This window comes from Variovorax sp. YR566 (assembly GCF_051992195.1).
Taxonomy (GTDB): Bacteria; Pseudomonadota; Gammaproteobacteria; order Burkholderiales; family Burkholderiaceae_C; genus Variovorax.
This window is the reverse complement of sequence record NZ_CP197092.1, coordinates 6494006-6511734: the sequence shown is the minus strand read 5'-3', so window position 1 is coordinate 6511734 and position 17729 is coordinate 6494006. Positions and strand designations below refer to the sequence as shown.

The 17729-nt window shown below is 67.5% G+C and carries 16 protein-coding genes; 10 read left to right on the top strand and 6 right to left on the bottom strand.

The genetic code is table 11. The features are described from left to right. Positions 1 to 8: 8 nt before the first annotated feature. Positions 9 to 710: an FCD domain-containing protein gene (locus ACTG4X_RS30500; protein WP_418115946.1), complete on the top strand. Its 702-nt coding sequence runs from the start codon at positions 9 to 11 to the stop codon at positions 708 to 710. A 75-nt stretch (positions 711 to 785) separates the two neighbouring features. Here ACTG4X_RS30500 and ACTG4X_RS30495 read toward each other — a convergent pair whose 3' ends face one another. Then, on the bottom strand, positions 786 to 1823 hold the full coding sequence (locus ACTG4X_RS30495; RefSeq protein ID WP_440532727.1) for an alpha/beta fold hydrolase: 1038 nt from the start codon (positions 1821 to 1823) through the stop codon (positions 786 to 788). A 248-nt stretch (positions 1824 to 2071) separates the two neighbouring features. On the opposite strand from ACTG4X_RS30495, the gene ACTG4X_RS30490 reads away from it, so the two are divergent. From ACTG4X_RS30490 to ACTG4X_RS30470, 5 genes are all read left to right on the top strand, one after another. Continuing rightward, positions 2072 to 2932 carry a fumarylacetoacetate hydrolase family protein gene (locus ACTG4X_RS30490; RefSeq protein ID WP_440532726.1) on the top strand — a complete coding sequence of 287 codons (861 nt, stop codon included), beginning with the start codon at positions 2072 to 2074 and terminating at the stop codon, positions 2930 to 2932. A gap of 68 nt (positions 2933 to 3000) precedes the next feature. After that, positions 3001 to 3972 carry a tripartite tricarboxylate transporter substrate binding protein gene (locus ACTG4X_RS30485; protein WP_440532725.1) on the top strand — a complete coding sequence of 324 codons (972 nt, stop codon included), beginning with the start codon at positions 3001 to 3003 and terminating at the stop codon, positions 3970 to 3972. A gap of 36 nt (positions 3973 to 4008) precedes the next feature. Continuing rightward, the gene (locus tag ACTG4X_RS30480) at positions 4009 to 4587 is read left to right on the top strand and encodes an amino acid synthesis family protein (RefSeq protein ID WP_440532724.1); all 579 of its coding nucleotides are present in this window, start codon (positions 4009 to 4011) and stop codon (positions 4585 to 4587) included. Between the two features lie 2 nt (positions 4588 to 4589). Next, a complete protein-coding gene (locus tag ACTG4X_RS30475; protein ID WP_440532723.1) occupies positions 4590 to 5594 on the top strand; it encodes a zinc-dependent alcohol dehydrogenase family protein in 1005 nt (334 codons plus the stop codon). Between the two features lie 38 nt (positions 5595 to 5632). After that, a complete protein-coding gene (locus ACTG4X_RS30470; RefSeq protein WP_440532722.1) occupies positions 5633 to 6193 on the top strand; it encodes a VOC family protein in 561 nt (186 codons plus the stop codon). A 381-nt stretch (positions 6194 to 6574) separates the two neighbouring features. On the opposite strand, the gene ACTG4X_RS30465 is transcribed toward ACTG4X_RS30470, so the two are convergent. From ACTG4X_RS30465 to ACTG4X_RS30445, 5 genes are all read right to left on the bottom strand, one after another. Continuing rightward, positions 6575 to 7204, bottom strand: coding sequence for an SGNH/GDSL hydrolase family protein (locus ACTG4X_RS30465; RefSeq protein ID WP_176947672.1), 630 nt, complete (start codon positions 7202 to 7204; stop codon positions 6575 to 6577). Between the two features lie 210 nt (positions 7205 to 7414). Continuing rightward, a complete protein-coding gene (locus ACTG4X_RS30460) occupies positions 7415 to 7954 on the bottom strand; it encodes a hypothetical protein (protein ID WP_440532721.1) in 540 nt (179 codons plus the stop codon). A gap of 31 nt (positions 7955 to 7985) precedes the next feature. Continuing rightward, positions 7986 to 8258, bottom strand: a complete 273-nt coding sequence (locus ACTG4X_RS30455; RefSeq protein WP_440532720.1) for a hypothetical protein — start codon at positions 8256 to 8258, stop codon at positions 7986 to 7988. Between the two features lie 713 nt (positions 8259 to 8971). Beyond that, complete coding sequence (locus ACTG4X_RS30450) at positions 8972 to 10030, bottom strand: HAMP domain-containing sensor histidine kinase (protein ID WP_440532719.1); 1059 nt, start codon at positions 10028 to 10030, stop codon at positions 8972 to 8974. A 2-nt stretch (positions 10031 to 10032) separates the two neighbouring features. Next, complete coding sequence (locus ACTG4X_RS30445) at positions 10033 to 10731, bottom strand: response regulator (protein ID WP_440532718.1); 699 nt, start codon at positions 10729 to 10731, stop codon at positions 10033 to 10035. A gap of 155 nt (positions 10732 to 10886) precedes the next feature. Between ACTG4X_RS30445 and ACTG4X_RS30440 the strand changes: the two genes are divergently transcribed. From ACTG4X_RS30440 to ACTG4X_RS30425, 4 genes are read left to right on the top strand one after another with little or no spacing between them, the layout of a single operon-like run. Next, the gene (locus tag ACTG4X_RS30440; RefSeq protein ID WP_440532717.1) at positions 10887 to 12356 is read left to right on the top strand and encodes an efflux transporter outer membrane subunit; all 1470 of its coding nucleotides are present in this window, start codon (positions 10887 to 10889) and stop codon (positions 12354 to 12356) included. Continuing rightward, positions 12353 to 13501 carry an efflux RND transporter periplasmic adaptor subunit gene (locus tag ACTG4X_RS30435; RefSeq protein ID WP_440532716.1) on the top strand — a complete coding sequence of 383 codons (1149 nt, stop codon included), beginning with the start codon at positions 12353 to 12355 and terminating at the stop codon, positions 13499 to 13501. The genes ACTG4X_RS30440 and ACTG4X_RS30435 overlap by 4 nt, the downstream gene beginning before the upstream one ends. Continuing rightward, a complete protein-coding gene (locus ACTG4X_RS30430; RefSeq protein WP_440532715.1) occupies positions 13498 to 16596 on the top strand; it encodes an efflux RND transporter permease subunit in 3099 nt (1032 codons plus the stop codon). The genes ACTG4X_RS30435 and ACTG4X_RS30430 overlap by 4 nt, the downstream gene beginning before the upstream one ends. A 59-nt stretch (positions 16597 to 16655) precedes the next feature. Further along, complete coding sequence (locus ACTG4X_RS30425) at positions 16656 to 17408, top strand: response regulator (RefSeq protein ID WP_440532714.1); 753 nt, start codon at positions 16656 to 16658, stop codon at positions 17406 to 17408. Positions 17409 to 17729: the final 321 nt, after the last annotated feature.

The window sequence follows — 17729 nt, the reverse complement described above, 5'->3', positions numbered from 1 at the left end:
TGTGCGCCATGAGCTACACGAACTCCAGTGCGTCAGCCGATTCCTCCACGCCTCTGTCGGAGCAGGCTTTTCGCAGCCTTCGCCACGATGTCTTGATCGGGACTTTCGAAGCGGGCAGCAAGCTCAAACTGGAAGAACTTCAGGGGCACTACGGCTTTTCGAGCAGCCCGTTGCGCGAAGCGCTCAGCCGCCTCACGCAGGAAGGTCTTGTGCGCGCCGACGAGCGAAGAGGGTTTCGTGTCGCGCCGATCTCGCTGGAGGACTTGAACGACATCACCGGCATGCGGCTGATGCTCGATGTGCATGCGCTGCGCGGCGCGATCGAGTTGGGTGACGATGCTTGGGAAGGGGCGGTCGTCGCCGCCTTTCATCGACTCGAGAAAGTCGAATCAAGGCTCAGTGACGGCCCCGTGATCCTCGACGAGGAGTGGAGCGAAGTTCACCGCACCTTCCATCTGGCGCTGGTCGCCGCATGTGCGTCGGATCGGCAACGCATGTGGAGTGCCAGCTTGTTCGATCAGGCCGAGCGCTATCGCCGCTTTTCCGCGCGCCATCGTCAGGCAGGGCGTCGCAAGTCCAACGAGCATCGAAAGATCATGGATGCGACCCTGCGGCGCGACGCGGATACCGCCTGTGCGCTGCTGAGCGAACACATCCTGAGCACCCAGCGCAACGTGGAAGCCGCGATACGCCGCGTCACGGGCGCCTGAGGTATTGCGGGAAGAGCGCCTCCTCGGGCTGACACCCACGGGGCGCCTCCCTGGTGCCCGGCGATCGCGGGCACTTCAGTTCTTCAGTCCCTGCCTGGCTAGCCACTGGTCGATCAGCGCGGCGATCTGGTCGGAGTTGCGGTCCATCATGAGCATGTGGGAGTTGCCGGTGATGCCGATCTCCGGCAGCACGATGCGCTCGCCCTTGCCGCCGGCGCGCACCAGGCTGTCGCGGAACTGCTCCTGCTGCGCCGCGATGCGCTCCCAGAACGCGAACTTGCCCAGGTTGTCGCCCCAGACCCAGAGCATGGGCACCCCCTTGACGCGCGCGAAGTCATAGGTGTCGGCGTTGGGCGAGCCCGAGGTCTCGACCGCCACCAGTGCCTTGACCTTCTGCGGATACTTCAGCGCGGAATTGAAGGCGAAGTTGCCGCCCTGGCTGTGCACGACGATGACGCAGGGACAGACCTTGTCCACGTAGGCGTCGTAGGCGGCCTGGGTGGCCGCATCGTTGGTGCCCCAGCGCGGGATGGCCTGCTTGGCGAACTGGTCGAAGGCTGTCACTGGGAACTGCGTGCCGGGCAAGGCGCGGCGCTTGGCGGGATCGGTGGCGTACGAGTCGGTGTCGCCGATGCGGAAGAGCTCCCAGGCCTCCTTCTTCGGGCGGAAGAAGGGCTCGCTCTTGAAGATCTCCGGGTAGCGGGCCCACGACGCGCGACCGCGCTCGACCGCGTCGCTCACGTAGACGTCGTAGCCCGCGCGCAGGAAGAAGTTCTCCCAGCCGGGCTGCCCGTCCGGCTTGGTCTCGAAGGTGGTGCCCGCCAGTCCACCGCCGTGCCACAGGAGCGGCGGGTACCTCGCCTTGGGCTTGCACAGCCGCGTGTAGCGCGCGTACAGCGCCTCGACCTCGAAGTCGCCGTTCGGGTCGAGCTTGAGCGGCGGCGCGCCGGGCGTGAACACGAGTTCCCGTTGCGGCAGGCCCGCGAGCGTGACGGCGCGCCCGCCGACATGAAAGCTGCCCATCTCGGCCACCTGCAGTGAAGGGCCGCTCGCACAGCCGACCAGCGTCGTGAGCGCCAGGGCCGCCGCGACGCGGAGGATGTTTCTTGCCATGGTGTTGTTGTCTCCGTTGTCTTGTGGTTCCGGCTTCGCAGTGTAGGAAGCCGTGCCCCTGCCGACGCATCGTGGTTGGCGATGGCAGCGCTCTTCTTTCGCTGCCGCATGGGCCGCGTGAATGCGCCTTGGATTAAACATGCACGAAGATATTTTTATGCACAAAAACGTCTTCATGCATTAATATGGATATCGGGCGGGGGCTGTGCCGACCTGCCGTGCAACGTCCAATCCGAAAGAAGCAACGCATGAAACTGATGTCCTACTCCCTCGCAGGCCGCGAAACTTGGGGCGCCGTCGTCGATGGCGGTGTGGTCGAGTTGGCCGCGCGCACCGGCCACGCCACGTTGGCCGACTTCATCGCCAGTGCGGACTTCGCGCGTCGCGACGCACTGGTTGCAGGGCTCGCCGCCGATGTGCCGCTGTCCGATGTGCGCTACCTGCCCGTCATCACGAAGCCCGAGAAGATCGTCTGTGCGGTGCGCAACTACATGGACCACCACCAGGAGGTGCTGGCCGCGGGCATGCATCGCGAGCTCTCCGAGCAACCGCCGATCTTCCTGCGCGTGTGGCGCTCGCAGACGCCGCACGAGGGGCCGATCGTGTGCCCGCGCGTGTCGGAGTCGCTCGACTGGGAGGGCGAGCTGGCGGTGATCATCGGCAAGGAAGGCCGCGACATCCAAGAGACCGATGCGTGGGATCACGTGGCGGGCTACAGCTGCTACAACGACGGCAGCGTGCGCGAGTGGCAGTTCCATGCCAAGCAGATCGCCTCGGGGAAGAACTTCGAAGCGACCGGCGGCTTCGGCCCCTGGATGGTCACGGCCGAAGAGATCGCGCCCGGGCGCGAGCTCAAGCTCGAGACGCGGCTCAACGGCGAGGTGGTGCAGTCGAGCCACACGGGCCACATGATCTTCTCCATCCCGCGTCTCATTGCCTATGCCTCCACCATCTTCACGCTGGTGCCCGGCGACGTGATCGCCACCGGCACGCCGGCCGGCGTGGGCTGGAGCAAGAAGCCGCCGCGTTTCATGAAGCCTGGCGACGTGGTCGAAGTCGAGATCGAGGCCGTGGGGCTGCTTCGCAACCCGGTGGTCGCACAGGACTGAGCGCACGCGCGCCGGGCCGCAAGCGCACGAGTCGCCCGCCACAGGGCGCTGCACCAGGAGACAAGACCTTGAAACGCAGAACGCTTCTCGCCGCCGGCGCGGCAACGGCAGCCGCGTGGCCGGCCTTCAAGGCCCTCGCACAGAGCTACCCGGAGCGCGCCGTGAAGCTCTACCAGGGCTTCGCCCCGGGCGGCAACGCGGATGCGATCGCCAGGGCCGTGGGCGTCGAGATGGGCAAGGCGCTCGGCCAGCCGATCGTGGTCGAGGCCCAGCCGGGGGCGGGTGGCACCATCGCGGCGGCCACCGTGGCGCGCGCCAAACCCGACGGCTACACGCTGCTGCTGGCCACCGGCGGGCATGCGGTGGCAGGGGCGCTGTACAACACGCTGCCCTACAAGACCGTGGCCGACTTCGAGGCCGTGTCCACCGTCACCTACTTCCCCTTCCTGATCGTCGTCCATGCGGGCTCGAAGGCGCAGGGGCTCGCCGAGATCCTCGCTGCGGCCAAGGCCGCGCCTGGAACCATCGCCTATGGCACCGCCGGCATCGGGTCGACGCACCACCTCGCGGGCGAGCTTCTCACCAAGATGGCCGGCGTCTCGATGATGCACGTGCCCTACCGGGGCGATGCGGCATCCGTCACCGCGCTGCTCGGTGGCGAGGTGCCTTTCATCATCGCGCCGCCCACGGCAGTGCTGTCGAACATCCAGGCCGGCAAGCTGCGCGCCATGGCGACGACGGGGCCGCAGCGCTGGCCGGGCCTGCCGAAGGTGCCAGCGGTTGCGGAGCAGGGCGTGGCGGGGTATGACGTGCGCTCGTGGGCGGGCATCCTGGCACCGGCGGGCACGCCGCGCCCGATCGTCAACCGGCTCAATGCCGAGGCGCTGCACGCGCTGCAGGCCCTGTCGGTGCGGCAGCGCCTGGAAGACATGGGCGGCGAGGCGAGCGGCAGCACGCCCGAGGAGATGAAGGCCCTCGTGGCCCGGGAACTCGAGAAGTGGACCCAGGTGGTGGCCGACGCGAAGATTCCCAGGCAATGAACGAACAAACGAAATGAAGAACGAAGGAATCAAGCCATGTCACTGATCGCGCTGCGCAAGAGAAGCCTCACCGTGGAGACCGTCTTCCACGAAGGCGGCCCGGCACCCGCGAAGCCGCTGCGCATCGCCGCCGCCTGCGCGGTGATCCGCAATCCCTACGCCGGGCGCTACGAACCTGACCTGCTGCCTTTCATGGCGGCACTGCGAAGCCTCGGTACCTCGCTGGCCGAAGAGCTCGTGGCCACGCTCGGCAAGGACAAGGTCGAGGCGTACAGCAAGGCGGCCATCGTCGGCGTCAACGGCGAACTCGAGCACGGCGCGGTCTGGCACGAGGCCGGCGGCTGGGCCATGCGCCATGTGCTGGGCGACCCCAAGGCCATCGTGCCGGCGGCCAAGGTCGTCGCGGCCACCGGCTATCGCCTCATGGTGCCGCTGCACTACATCCATGCCGCCTACGTGCGCAGCCACTTCAACACCTTCGAGGTGGGCATCCAGGACGCGCCGCGGCCCGACGAGATTCTCTTTGCGCTGGTGATGGCCGACGGCGGACGCATCCACTCGCGCCTGGGCGGCCTGGCCAAGGAACAGGTCTCGGCGCACGACGGGCAGCGTTGAGCATGACGAAGCACACCATGCGCGCCGTGCAGTTGTCCGAAACAGGTGATCCTGAGGTTCTTCGGCTGGTCGAGCTGCCGCTGCCCGAACCGGGGCCGGGCCAGGTGCGCGTCAAGGCCGCCGCGATCGGCGCAGGCGGGCCGGACGTGCTCATCCGCAACGGCACCTACAAGTGGATGCCGCCGCTGCCGGCCATTCCGGGCAACGAGATGGCAGGAACGGTCGATGCGATCGGGGCCGGCGTCACCAAGCTGTCCGTGGGCGAGCGCGTGCTCGTGAGTGCGCGGGAGCTCGCGCAGCGCGGCGGGTGCTACGCGGAGTACATCTGCATGAGCGAGTCGGCGCCCTTCGTGCTGCCGCTCGCGCTGGGCTTCGAAGACGCGGTGAGCCTGGGCAACTTCCAGCTCGCGATCGCACTGCTCGCGAGCAATGGCAATCTGCCGGCGCAGACCATCCTGGTGCCGGGTGCCGCAGGCGGTGTCGCGACCGCGCTGGCGCAGGTCGCGCGTGCACGCGGCCTGCGCGTGATCGGCACCGCCTCGTCGCACGAGAAGCGCGTCTTCGCGCTGGAGAACGGCGTGAGCGAAGTCATCGACGGCGACCCCGCCACCCTGCCCGAGCGCGTGATGGCCTTGACCGGGGGCCGCGGCGCCGACCTCGCGTTCGACCATGTCGGCGGCGCGCTCTTCGTCGCCTGCCTGCGTTCGCTCGCGCCCTTCGGCATGGCCGTGTCCTACAACATCCTCGCGGGTCCGCCCTCGAACGATGTCTTCGACGAGCTGCGCAAGCTGCTCGGCAGGAGCCTGGCGATCCGCACCTTCTCGATCCACACCGTCGACAGCGATGTGGCGCAGCGCCGTGGGTTGATGGAGGACGCCATCGCGCTGATGGCGCAGGGAAAGGTGCGCGCGCCGCGCGCCACCCGCATGCCGATGGCCGAGGCGCGGCGCGCGCACCAGCTGCTGGACAGCGGCGGCTCGCTCGGCAAGCTCGTCCTGACTCCTTGAATCCACCCGCATCCCACTGAATTCAGCCCGAGGCCATCGTGAACGCACCCTACATTCCCAATCTGTCGCACTGCGGCATCTTCTGCCGCGATCTGGTCGTGATGAAGCGCTTCTATACCGGCGTGTTCGACATGCAGGAAACCGATCGGGGCGTCGGCGGCACCTTCCGCTACGAACTCGTGTTCCTGAGTGGGCGCGATGACCAGCATCACCAGCTGGTGCTGGCTGGTGGTCGTGCCGCGGACGCGCCCAGCACCGTGATGCAGCTTTCGTTCAAGGTCAAGACCATCGATCACTTGCGCGAAGCGCGCGGCCGCGCGCTGGCGCTGGGTGCGACGAAGATGCGTGGCCTGAACCACGGCAACGCACTGTCCATCTACTGCATGGACCCGGAGGACAACACGGTGGAGGTGTACCTTGACACGCCGTGGTACGTCAGCCAGCCGCATGGCGACCCGTTGGACCTGGAAGACACCGACGAGGCGATCTGGGCCCAGACCGAGCGCGTGGTGCGCTCGGACCCCAGCTTCATGCCGGCGGAAGAGTGGGCCGCCCGTTTCGCCCGACGCAGCGAGGCACTGCGTGCTGCGCGCCGCTGAGCACACGACGGGGGCCTGGAGCGCGGGCTTCCTGCCCCTGCGGGAGCAGTGAGCAAGTCCCCTGCGCTGTGGAGGTTGGTGGCTTCATGCCGGATGCAGGCACCGAAGCGCGGCCGGCATGGATGGTGTGACGCGTGGACCGGCCGATGATGACGGTCGCAGTGAAGCGACAAGTGCCTTCGACGCAGGCACCGTGTGTGATGTCCATGGGCTGGCTGCATCAGATCGCTCGAGCGCGCGAAAGAGGTGCGAGAGCGGCGTTGAGGGCGGCCTAGCGCCTCATGGGGTGGTCAACGAGTTCAAGGAGGCCTGGCCACGGAGTTCAGGCAGGCCGGTCAGGGGATCCGAAGGACCGCATCTGCCGACGTCAGCGATGCCGCTTCACACGCATTCGGGCGCGAGCCGGTCGAGGACTTCGACAATGCTTTTCACCAGCCGGTCCGAGTATGGCTTCGAGGGATGCAGCACGTCCTCCATTTCTTGGGGCGTGAATCTCACGGCATCCCAATCGGCAAAGGGAACGCGCAAGTCGGAGGCCAGTCGACGGATGGATTGATTCGCCGCAGTCCGCCCGGGAATCGACACCGGCTGCCGGGAAAGTCCCGTCAGGATGGGTTCCCGGCCTTCGCGGCGAACGGTCTCGATCATCGAGCGCAACGAAACTTCGAGTGGAAGACGCTGCATCGTGTCATTGATCCCGTGCTCGATGACGACAAAGCGCCCTGTCCGGGGTTCGCTTCCAAATGTCTTTGCCCGCAGGGTGGCCGTCTCGCCATTGAGCGAGAAGTCCTGCACGGCATAGCGGGGCCGCAGGCGCTTCAGCGTGGCCGCGGGTGGCTCGGCCAGGCGCAGGTTGCCCTTGTAGCCGCCATGCATGATCGAGTCGCCGTATAGATCGACGCTGCAGACGGCAGCTTCGGCGGGTGTCTTCGTGGACGATGGCGACGAGGGCGCAGCGACGGAGGCCGTGGGAGCGGGGATGCTGTCCTTGACGGGGACATCGGTTCGCATGGAGCACGCTGCAAGTCCGAGCAATCCCACGATTGCGGCAGCACTCCTGCGATGACATGGAAATCGGAGATGGCTTGGCATCGTCCTACTGTCGTAGGGCGATGCGTTAAGCGATGTCTGCCTGTGTCAAGATACGCAAAGATCCGGCCGCCCTTCGTCCACGGGCGGCATTCCGCCAGGTGAAGGTCATGGGTCCGGCCATGAGATTGGTCATGCGCGCCGTGGGACTTCTTCCGCGTTGCGGGCACGGGGCTGCATGGCCCGCAGGCGTTGCCACATGCCGACCAGAATGGATCGACCGGACGCAGGTTCCCTGGGCGGGGCCTGTTCCTCTTCCAGCCACCGCGCGAATGCTTCCCTGCCGCTGCCCGACCAGTGCAGATGCACGCTGCGCATGTCCGCAGTTGAGCGCATGGCATTGCGCTCGAGCGTCCATGGGTAGAACTCCTTGAAGCCGCGCCGGAACAGAATCTCCAGAATCCAGTGGGATTGGTAGTCGGCCCGGCCATGCAGGACGAAGCTGCCGTCGGCCGCGAGAATCTTCGCGTCGAGCACCTGATACGTGTGCTCGAGAAGGCTCCGCTTCGGGTCGAGCTCGATGGCATTCCATTGCCTGACGTAGCGTCCATGCATCCCGAACAGGGCCTGCCTCGTGGCGACGTCGTCCAGTACCGTGCCGAACTCGGCGCAGGACCACCGCTGGCCGCCGGGAGGCTGCCCGCCTATCCAGTAGTCGCTCGATCCGTGCATGGCGGTTCCTTCCGCGCACACCCTGCCGCCGTCAGCGACGCGTCCAGCCGCCGGGACTCAGGCGCCAGCCCCGGCCATCCCGCACCCAGGCCGGCGAGCGGTACCTGTAGCCCGGGCGTGCCGTTTCCCATCGGCCGGGCACCCATTCATGGCGGCCATCGGCCCAGCCCCAGTAGCCGCGGATCCACATGGCGCTGGCAAACGGCGGCGGCGGTACGGCCTCCTCATAGGGGGCTGGCGGCGGCACGTCGATGATGATGGCGCCTTGGTTGTAGTAGGGCGGCGGCGCCGGGGGCGCAACCACGGGCGGGGGAACGGGTGCGAGCGGAACGGGTGGGGGGGGAGGCAAAGGGTGCCGAACCGGTGGAGGCGGGATCGGAGCGAGCGGGACAGGCGGCGGCGGGACCGGCGCGAACGGATCGGGCCCGACCGGGGCGGGTTGCGCGGCGGCGCCTGCGGACAGAAGCAGCCACAGGGCCAATGTGACAACTGCAAGCAGGATGGCCGACAGCGTTTGCGGGGCAGCGACGCCGCTGGGGCGTCGGGCTTGCTCAGGCGTGGATGGCATGGACAGGTCTCTGGAAGGGGGCAGAAAGGCAAACATGGATCGAGTGATCGGCCTCTGGCATGGGCGCCTGGGGTCGAACGCAGGACGGGCGCATCAAGGCCGAGGCATCGGTCCCGGCAGAGGTCCTGGTACCAGCGGAACCGGCGCCGGTGGTGCCAGCAGGACGGGAGCAGGCACTGGCACCGGTGGGGGAAGGGGCGCCAGGGGCACACAAGCTGACAGAAGCAGCACAGACAGAGAGAGCGCGACCGTGGCTGCAAGCCTCAGGTCAAGAAGTGGCGTTTTGTTGGGCATGAAGGCATCCGTTGATCGCTCAAGTGCAACGTGGCTGCCCTCAGCCAGTCTGCTCAAGCGTTCAAGGATCGTAGGAGCGCTGCACGTTCACCACGGTTCAGCGACGTTAAGCAGGGTAAAAATCAACGTCGGCCTTGCCCCGACGCTTCAGTTCATCACCCGCGTGCTGGCAGTGTCAGCGTCACGGCGAGACCGCCCCCTTCGCGCAAGGTGGCTTCCACGCTGCCTCCATGCAGCAGCATCGATCGGCGTGCGATCGCGAGGCCCAGGCCGGTGCCGCGCACCGATTCACTGCCTTCGACCCGCGTGAAGGGCTCGAAGATCGCCTGCAGCATCTCCGGCGGCACGCCGGGGCCGCGATCCCGCACGGTGGTGACGAGCGCCCCGGCTTCTTCGTCGATGACCGCCTCCACGCCGATCTCGCTGCCCGCCGGACTGAACTTCAGCGCATTGCGGATGACGTTCTCGAACGCTCTGTAGAGAAGCTCGCCGTGTGCCTCGATCACGAAGCTGCCCGGCGCATCGAGCTGCAGCGTTCGCTGCGATGCGTGGGCCTCGAAGCCGGCATCGTCGGCGATGGCCTGCAGCAGCTCGATGACGTCGACGCGCTGCCGCGGTGCGCCGGCGGAGCCCGCGTCCAGCCGATGCAGCGTCAGCAATTCCTCGATCAGCATGTCCAGGCGTTCGCTCTCGCGTTCGATGCGCTCGATCATCACGGCCGTCTGCGACGGATCCTGGCGCAGCAGACCGATGGCCGCCTGCAGGCGGGTCAACGGCGAACGCAATTCGTGCGAGATGTCGTGCATCAGCGCGCGGTTGGCCTGCGCCAACTGCTCGATCCGCACAGCCATGCGATCGAAGTCGCGCGCGAGGTCGGCGATCTCGTCGCGCCGGCCGCTCATCAGCGGTTCGACCCGGGTGTCCAGCCGGCCCTCGGCGAAACGATCGAGGGCCCAGCTCAGGTGGCGCAGGGGACGCGAAAGGTACCACGCGAACACGAGGCTGATGAACAGCACCGCGATGACGGCCGACAAGAACGGAACTATCGGGATCGGACCCCACATCGCCATCCCTTCGGGTGGTGGTGGCGCATGGCCAGTGAGCTGCATATAGCCCACCGTTCCGCCGATGGCCAGCACCATGCACATGACGATCGCGAGCAGCAGCTTCCAGAAGAGGCGGCCAGGTCCATCGCGGCGGCGTCGTGGCGCCATGGCTAGTCTTCCAGCAGCTGATAGCCTCTGCCGCGCACACTCTGGATCCACGACTGGCCGTCCGAGCGCGTGCCGAGCTTCTGGCGGATGCTGCTGATATGAACGTCGATGCGACGGTCGAAGCGCGCCAGGGGCCTGCCGAAAGCCTGCTGCGAGATGGCGTCCTTGCTGACGAGTTGTCCGGCATGACGCGCCAATACGTCGAGCAGGCTGAACTCGGTGCCTGTCAGTTCCAGCGGCTTGCCGCACCACAACGCGCGTCGACTGCTGGGCCACAGCGTGAGCTCCCCCACTTGCAGCATCCGTGTATTGACCTGTTGTGTACTGGCCGGCTCCCGCACCCCGGTGCGGCGCAGGATCGCGCGGATGCGCGCGGCCAGCTCGGCGGGCGTGCAGGGCTTGGGCACATAGTCGTCCGCACCCATGTCGAGGCCGACGATGCGGTCGATGTTTTCGCCTCGCGCCGTGAGCATCAGCACAGGCAACTGGCTGGTGGCGCGAATGCGGCGCAGCGTCTCCACGCCCGACATGCGCGGCATCATGATGTCGAGGACGACGATCGCGTATGCGCCGCGGACCGCCTCGGCGGCGCCACTCTCGCCGTCGTGCACTGCATTGACGTCGAAACCTTCGCGCGCAAGATAGAGCGACAGCATCTCAGTAAGGGCGATGTCGTCATCGACAAGAAGTACGCGAGGCATGGGACGATCGTGAATAGGACTTGCAGTATCGCGCCGTTTGATGGCCCGGCGCGCATCGGTGCCTGGACTTTTACCCAGCTTAACGTCTCTGAACCGAGGTGAACAGAGGGCGTTCCTAAGATTCGCGCCTTCTCACTCGCGTTACGCATCTTCCCTTGGCAACCCGTCTTTTCACCGTCCTCGTGTTGGGTGCTGCAAGCCTCGTGCTTGCAGCATGCGCCACCAGACGTACCTACTCCGAGCCGGTGCTCGAAACTCCTCCTGCCTGGCAGGCCGTGCTGCCGCATGGCGGCAGCGTCGGTGCAATGCGCGACTGGTGGCGGCAGTTCGACGACCCCGTCGTTGCGCAGCTGACCGCGATCGCGGAAAGCGACAGTCCGAGCCTCGTGAAGGCGTGGGCCGCCATTGAAAAGGCGCGTGCCACGCTCACCACCTCTCAGGCGAGCGGCTTGCCGAGCCTCGACGGCAGCGCATCGGTCACCCGCGCGCGGCAGCAGTCGGTATCGGGCGCACTGGCAACGACGACGACACGCAGCGCGGGCCTCGATGCGGCGTGGGAGATCGACCTGTTCGGCAAAGTGCGAAACAACATCGAGGCGGCTGAAGCCCGCGCCGGCGCGCGTGTGGCCGATTGGCACGATGCCCGTGTGTCACTCGCGGCGGAGGTGGTCGACACCTATGTGCAGTACCGTGGTTGCGAGCTGCTCGTCGATGCCTACGAGCGCGAGCGGGTCTCGACGGCGAAGACCGAGCGGGCAACGGCCGTCGCGGTGCGCGCGGGCTTCAGTTCGGAGTCCGATGCTGCGCTGGCGCGCGCCAGCCTGGCGAGCACGACTTCGACGCTGCTGTCGCAGCGCGCCCAGTGCGATCTGCTCGTCAAGTCTCTTGTCGATCTGACGGGGCGCGACGAGCCGATGCTGCGCTCGTTGCTGTCCAGCGGCAAGACCGGCGATGGAGCCGGCAGCGGCCGCCTGCCCCTGCCGGCCGGACTGGAGGTCCAAAGCGTGCCTGCCAATGTGCTGCGGCAGCGGCCTGACCTTGCATCGCTGGAACGAGAGCTGGCCGCGAGCAGCGCGGAGATCGGCGTGGCGCAGGCCGACCTGTACCCGAGCCTGTCGCTCTCGGGATCGATCTCCGTCTCGGCGACGCCGGGCGCTTCGGCGCTCACGACATGGTCGCTCGGTCCCTCGCTTTCGATACCGCTGTTCGACGGGGGCAAGCGCCGCGCCGCCGTCGTCACCGCGCGTGCCAACTACCAGACGGCACTCGCCAACTACCGGCAGGGCGTGCGCACCGCGGTGAAGGAGGTCGAGCGTTCGCTGGTCAACCTGGACAGCACCGCGCGCCGCGTCGATGAGGCGCAACGCGCGGCCGACGACTACCGCCGCTACTTCCAGGCCACCGAGACGAACTGGCGTGCGGGCCTCGAGAGTCTGCTGACCTTGGAGGAGGCGCGGCGGTCGGCCCTGTCGGCCGAGATCAGCCTGATCACGCTGCAGAGCGACCGCGTCGAATACTGGATCTCCCTCTACAAGGCACTCGGCGGAGGCTGGCAGGCGGGTGCGTCCGCGTTGCCCGCATCGCAAACCGGTGGGTCGGTGGAAGCATCGAAATCAAACTCATGAAGACTCTGCTCTCGAATAGAAAATTCCGCATCTGCGCAGGTGTGCTGGCCGTGGTGCTGGCGGTCGGTGCCATCGCTTGGCTCGAACGTCCCAAGACGGCGTCTACCGCACCGACGGCGGACGCAAAGGCCCCGAGCGTGCTGACCGTCAGCGTGGTCGCGCCGAAGACCGAGAACTGGCCCGACGTCGTGCAGGCCAGCGGCCAGCTCGCTGCCTGGCAGGAGATCATCGTCAGCCCCGAGACCGGCGGACTGCGCATCGCCGAACTCTCGGTGGACGTGGGGGCGAAGGTCAAGCGCGGCGACCTGCTCGCGCGGCTGGCCAGCGAGAGCCTGCAGGCCGATCAGCGCAAGCAGCAGGCCGCCGTCGCGCAGGCACGCGCGTCGCTGGAGCAGGCAGTCTCGAACCTGCGGCGCGCGAAGATGGTCGAAGAAAGCGGATCGCTGTCGGCGCAGAAGGTGGAGGACTACCGCATCAGCGAGGCGACGTCGCGCGCGTCGCTTGCGTCTGCGGAGGCCGAGCTCGACAGCATCCAGCTGAAGCTGCGGCAGACCCGCATCGTCGCCGTCGACGACGGCGTCGTGTCGTCGAAGTCCGCGGTGCTCGGCAACGTCGTCAGCGCGGGTGCCGAAATGTTCCGCATGGTGCGCCAGGGCCGCATCGAGTGGCGTCCGGAGCTCGATGCGCGCCAGGTGTCGAGCCTGCGCACAGGTCAGAGCGTGCGGGTGACATTGCCTGACGGTGAGCTGGCCAGAGGGCGCGTGCGGCTGGTCGGCCCGACGCTCAGCACGAGCACCGGCCGTGCGACGGTCTACGTCAGCCTCCAGGCGAACAGTCTGGCGCGGCTCGGCACGTTCGTGAACGGGGTCATCGAACTCGATCCCCGCGCGGCGCAGACGCTTCCGCAGACGGCCGTGACCTTGCGCGACGGCCGCGCCTATGTCTACCTGCTGGGCGCCGGGGGCAAGGTCAGCAGCCGCCCGGTGACGACCGGCCGCAGGCAGGACGGCCGCGTGGAAGTGGAGGGCCTGCCCCCCGATGCGCGCGTGGTCGCCGAAGGCGGGGCCTTCCTGTCCGAGGGGGCGCAGGTGACCGTGGTCCAGTCGAAGGAAACGCACGGCGCGGCGCAGGAGGCGGCGCGATGAACTTCTCTTCGTGGTCGATCCGCAATCCGGTGCCGGCGCTGCTGCTCTTCGCGTTGCTCACCGTGCTGGGGCTCATCGGTTTCCGGCAGCTGCAGATCCAGGACTTTCCGGACATGGATCTGCCGACGGTGCAGATCGCGGCGACGCTGGAGGGCGCCGCGCCCTCGCAGCTCGAAACCGAGGTCGCGCGCAAGATCGAGGACAAGCTGGCCTCGCTCAGCCGGCTGGACCACGTCACGACGACGATCACGGACGGCTCGGTGTCCATCAGCGTCAGTTTCGAGATCGACAAGAACGGCGAGGAGGCCCTGAGCGAGGTGCGCAACGCCGTGGACAGCGTGCGCGCCGAGCTGCCGTCGAGCATGGCCTCGCCGACGGTGTCGAAGCTCACGACGGCGGGCTCGGCCTTCCTGACCTACACGATCGCATCGGACAAGCTGGACGAGCAGGACCTGTCCTGGTTCGTCGACAACGACGTCACGAAGGCGTTGCTCGCCGTGAAGGGGGTGGCGTCGGTCGCCCGCGTCGGCGGCCTGGACCGCGAGGTGCATGTCGATCTCGACCCCACGCTGATGGCAGGCCTCGGCGTCACGCCCTCGGACGTGTCGGGCAGGCTGAAGTCGACGCAGAAGGAGAGCTCCGGGGGGCAGGGTGACATCGGCGGCCAGCGGCAGTCGACGCGCATGATCGCGACCGTCGGCACCCCGGCCGATATCGCTGCGATCACCGTGCCGCTCGCGGACGGCCGCTACGTGAGGCTGGGCCAGATCGCGCGCATCAGCGACGCTCGCGCCGACCCCACGACGCTCGCGTTCATCGACGGTCGCCCGGTCATCGGCTTCCAGGTGACGCGGTCGCGCGGTTACTCGGACGTCGGTGTGGCGAACGCCGTGCGCACTGCGGTCAGCAGCTTCGGGCAGGCACACCCCGAGGTCAGCATCGCAGAGGCGAGCAACACGGTCGCGCCGATCGAAGACAACTACGAGGGCTCGATGCACCTGCTGATCGAGGGCGCGCTGCTCGCGATCGTCGTCGTCTGGTGGTTCCTGCGCGACTGGCGTGCGACCTTCATCTCGGCGACCGCCTTGCCGCTGTCGATCATTCCGACCTTCGGCTTCATGGCGCTGGCGGGCTACTCGCTCAACACGATCACGCTGCTGTCGCTGTCGCTGGTCGTGGGCGTCCTGGTCGACGACGCGATCGTCGAGATCGAGAACATCGAGCGCCACCTGCGCATGGGCAAGACGCCCTACCAGGCGGCAATGGAAGCGGCCGACGAGATCGGCCTGGCAGTCATCGCCACCACCTTCACGCTGGTCGCGGTGTTCCTGCCGACGGCATTCATGAGCGGCATCCCGGGGAAGTTCTTCCGCCAGTTCGGCGTGACCGCATCGGTCGCGGTGCTGGTTTCGCTGCTCGTCGCGCGGCTGCTGACGCCGATGATGGCCGCCTACCTGATGAAGCCGGTGAAGGCGGGGGCGCACGGCGATGCCGATGGTCCGCTGATGACGCGCTACCTGGGCTGGGTGCGCAAGACCTTGTCGAATCGCGGTGCCGTCGTGGCTGCCACGGTGTTCTTCTTCATCGCCACGGCTGGTGTTGCAACCCGCCTGTCCACTGCCTTCATGCCGGCACAGGACAAGGCCCAGAGCGTCGTGACGATCAAGCTGGCACCCGGCAGCACGCTGGAGATGACTGCGGCGGCGAGTCGCCGTGCCGCAGAGCTGCTGGGCACGCTGCCCGAGGTGCGCGGCGTCTTCATCTCCGCCGGCACCGCGACAACTTCGGGAGGACCCGTGATGTCATCTTCGGCAGACCTGACGAGTGCGACGTTGACAGTCAATCTTGTTCCACGTGGCGAGCGTCAACTCAAGCAGTCGGGCGTGGAAGCAAGGATGCGCGAGTTGCTGCAAGCGATCCCCGGCGTACGTGTTTCGGTCGGCGGTGGCAACAGCGGCGAAGCACTGCAGATCACGCTTGCCAGCGACGATCCGCAGGCATTGACGCGCGCTGCCGAGCAGGCCGAGGCGCAGCTTCGCACGCTCAAGGGCATCGGCAACGTCACGTCGAGTGCCGCGCTGCAGCGCCCGGAGATCCAGGTGCGCCCCGACAGCGCGCGCGCGGCGTCGCTGGGCGTCACCTCGGAGTCGCTTGGCGACGCGGTGCGGCTGGCAACCTACGGCGACTACTCGACGGTCCTGCCGAAGCTGAACCTGCCGCAGCGCCAGATCGCGATCCGCGTGCGCATGGACCCGGCGCTGCGCGGCGACCTCGGCACCGTCGCCAACCTGCGCGTGCCGGGCAGCAACGGCAGCGTGAGCCTGGGCTCGGTGGCCGAGGTCACGCTCGGCAGCGGACCCTCGCAGATCGATCGCCTCGACCGCTCGCGCAACGTCACGCTGACCGTGGAGCTCAATGGCCGCGCGATCGGTGACGTGCGGCTCGAGGCGATGCAGCTACCAGCGCTGCGCGCCCTGCCTGCCGGCGTTCGCAGCGTCGACCAGGGCGACGTGCAGCGCATGAGCGAATTGTTCCAGAGCTTCGGTACCGCCATGGCGATCGGCATCTTCTGCATCTACGCGGTGCTGGTGCTGCTGTTCCACGACTTCCTGCAGCCCGGCACGATCCTGTCGGCCCTGCCGCTGGCGCTGGTCGGCGCGCTGTTCTCGCTGTGGCTGACGCACCAGGCGTTCTCGATGCCGGTGGTCATCGGCGTCCTGATGCTGATGGGCATCGTGACGAAGAACTCGATCCTGCTCGTCGAGTACGCGATCCTGGCGCGGCGAGAGCGCGGCCTCGGGCGCTTCGAGGCGCTGATCGACGCCTGCCACAAGCGGGCGCGGCCCATCGTGATGACCACCATCGCCATGGGGGCGGGCATGCTGCCCAACGCCCTCGGCCTCGGGGCGGAGCCCAGCTTCCGCCAGCCGATGGCCATCGTGGTCATCGGCGGCCTCTTGACCTCGACGGTGCTGAGCCTGCTCGTCGTGCCGGTCGTCTTCACCTTCGTCGACGACTTGCTGCAGGTGCTTCGGCGCGCCATCGCGCGCCGGGAACCGGATGTGCCTGCACGCGATTCGGTCACCGAGAGCTGAGCGGCCCGGCCCATGCAGTCGCTTGCAACGCAAGAAGATGCCGGTGGCATCGCGGACCGATGAGCAAGGAAGCCTCACCGATGGAATTCGGGCGCCCGGATCATCTCTTCGTGGTGGAGGGCGACGTCGCGTTCAGGGACATGCTCTGCTGCTACCTCGAGGAGCAGGGCGTCGCGAGCACGCCCATGGCAAGCGCCGAGGAGATGCTGCGTCGCATCCACCGCGTGCGCCCCGACCTGATCGTGCTGAACGCACGGCTTCCAAGAATGTCGGGGCTCGATGCCTGCCGCCGCTTGCGGGCGGACGGCGACAAGGTGCCCATCATCTTCCTCACGCCTCGCGACGAGGAGATCGACCGGCTGCTCGGCCTGGAGATGGGCGCGGATGACTGCCTGAGCAAACCGTTCTCCGCGCGCGAACTCGTCGCTCGGGTGCGGGCCGTGCTGCGGCGCACCGCGTTCACGCCGGGTGCGCCGCTCGCGACGGGCGCCTCGATCCCGATTGGAGCCTGCGTGTTCCAGGTCGGGCAGCGCAGTTTGGACTGCGGTGGCGAACTTCGCGTGCTCAGTACGGTCGAGTACGCGATGCTTGCCGAGTTGGCCACCAACGCCGGCGTTCCGATCTCTCGGGAGCGGCTGCTGGCCGTGTCGCATGGGCGCGAGCAAAAGGTCTCCCTGCGCGCGGTGGATGCCGCGATGGTTCGCCTGCGCCGGGCGCTGGAGCCCGATCCGGCCCATCCACGGTACATCCAGACCGTACGCAAGCACGGGTATGTTTTCGTGCCTGACGGGATCGGCAGACGAGCCATCTGAGCATCGGGTGCCGGATGCCGCCCCTCATGGCCGATCGCCGGTGTCGGTCCTTTGTTCGGGGCTGGTGAGGTTCTCGCCGCCACGCGCCCGACCTGAAACAACGGCGCCAAGAGTTGGCACGCCCGATCGCCGGTCTTGACAGCGGGGAGGCCTTGCCAAGGTCGATGCGGCCTGGGCGTTTCGGCCGCTTGCGTTCCTTGTCGTGAGCAGTGCGGGCCCGCGGCGGCGATGGATGGCGGCCCGTGATCATGGCCGGATCCACTGAGCCGGCTCGGCGGACGGATCATCACAGTCCGATGATACGAGGCGCGCGGGGGGCCG

Bases quoted from the DNA above. Each gene is read 5' to 3' on its own strand.
- ACTG4X_RS30500 (WP_418115946.1), top strand. From the start codon at position 9: ATGAGCTACACGAACTCCAGTGCGTCAGCCGATTCCTCCACGCCTCTG.
- ACTG4X_RS30495 (WP_440532727.1), bottom strand. From the start codon at position 1,823: ATGGCAAGAAACATCCTCCGCGTCGCGGCGGCCCTGGCGCTCACGACG.
- ACTG4X_RS30490 (WP_440532726.1), top strand. From the start codon at position 2,072: ATGAAACTGATGTCCTACTCCCTCGCAGGCCGCGAAACTTGGGGCGCC.
- ACTG4X_RS30480 (WP_440532724.1), top strand. From the start codon at position 4,009: ATGTCACTGATCGCGCTGCGCAAGAGAAGCCTCACCGTGGAGACCGTC.
- ACTG4X_RS30475 (WP_440532723.1), top strand. From the start codon at position 4,590: ATGACGAAGCACACCATGCGCGCCGTGCAGTTGTCCGAAACAGGTGAT.
- ACTG4X_RS30465 (WP_176947672.1), bottom strand. From the start codon at position 7,204: ATGCGAACCGATGTCCCCGTCAAGGACAGCATCCCCGCTCCCACGGCC.
- ACTG4X_RS30460 (WP_440532721.1), bottom strand. From the start codon at position 7,954: ATGCACGGATCGAGCGACTACTGGATAGGCGGGCAGCCTCCCGGCGGC.
- ACTG4X_RS30450 (WP_440532719.1), bottom strand. From the start codon at position 10,030: ATGGCGCCACGACGCCGCCGCGATGGACCTGGCCGCCTCTTCTGGAAG.
- ACTG4X_RS30445 (WP_440532718.1), bottom strand. From the start codon at position 10,731: ATGCCTCGCGTACTTCTTGTCGATGACGACATCGCCCTTACTGAGATG.
- ACTG4X_RS30435 (WP_440532716.1), top strand. From the start codon at position 12,353: ATGAAGACTCTGCTCTCGAATAGAAAATTCCGCATCTGCGCAGGTGTG.
- ACTG4X_RS30430 (WP_440532715.1), top strand. From the start codon at position 13,498: ATGAACTTCTCTTCGTGGTCGATCCGCAATCCGGTGCCGGCGCTGCTG.
- ACTG4X_RS30425 (WP_440532714.1), top strand. From the start codon at position 16,656: ATGAGCAAGGAAGCCTCACCGATGGAATTCGGGCGCCCGGATCATCTC.